Origin of the sequence: Rhizobium oryziradicis (assembly GCF_001939045.1) — a bacterium.
Taxonomy (GTDB): domain Bacteria; phylum Pseudomonadota; class Alphaproteobacteria; order Rhizobiales; family Rhizobiaceae; genus Allorhizobium; species Allorhizobium oryziradicis.
The window spans coordinates 1-861 of sequence record NZ_MKIM01000005.1 but is presented as its reverse complement, the minus strand read 5'-3'; the positions used below and the strand labels follow the sequence as shown (position 1 = coordinate 861).

Annotated in this window: 1 pseudogene; it reads left to right on the top strand. The window is 51.9% G+C overall.

From position 1 onward, the window contains the following. Nucleotides 1-861, top strand: a pseudogene (locus tag BJF95_RS00025) (transposase family protein); the annotation flags it as partial.

Sequence of the window (861 nt, the reverse complement as noted above, 5' to 3'; positions counted from 1 at the left end):
TACATCAGGCTTGGCAAGCGGGTTAAGGCGACCATTCGGCAGTTGGGTTATCCCACCAAGAATGCTCTAAAAAGCTGGTACCGCGAGTACGAGCAGCGTCGTAATCTGTGCGTTCGCTATCCGGCTCGAAAGCCAAAATATTCCGATGAGCAGAAGCAGGAGGCGCTTGAGTACTATCGCACTCACGATCGCTGTATCTCTGCGACGATGCGAGCCTTGGGTTATCCCGGTCGTGGAACCTTGACGGCATGGGTTCGAGAAGCGTTTCCGGAAACGAAGACATCCATCGTCGGTCGATCGTGGCGTCCGGCCTATCCTGAGAGTTTGAAACAGGTCGGTGTCATCGAGCTTTGCAGTGGAGAGGAAAGTGCCCAACGAGTAGCGGACCGACTAGGCGTATGCAGGCCGACATTGTACAACTGGAAAGATCAGCTACTCGGTCATGAGGCTACTTCATCCATGAAACGCCGCAACACCAAATCCAAGATACCAGAACGCGAGGAGCTCGAACGACAGCTTGAAGCCCTCCAGCGTGATGTCCGCCAGTTACAGCTTGAGCATGATCTCCTGAAGAAAGCCAATGAACTTTTAAAAAAAAGGACTGGGCGTCGATCTGCTGACCCTGAGTAATCGGGAGAAAATACAGCTGATTGACGCCCTTAAAGATACCTATCGCTTGCCAGAACTACTCGTCCAGCTTCGAATTGCCCGAAGCTCATACTTTTACCATCGTATGCGCATGTGTCTTGCAGATAAGTATGCTGCCGTCCGGCACAGCCTTGTGGAAATCTTTGAAGCGAACCGTCGTTGTTACGGTTACCGCAGACTAAAGGCATCCCTGGCCAGGAAAAGTGTGATCAT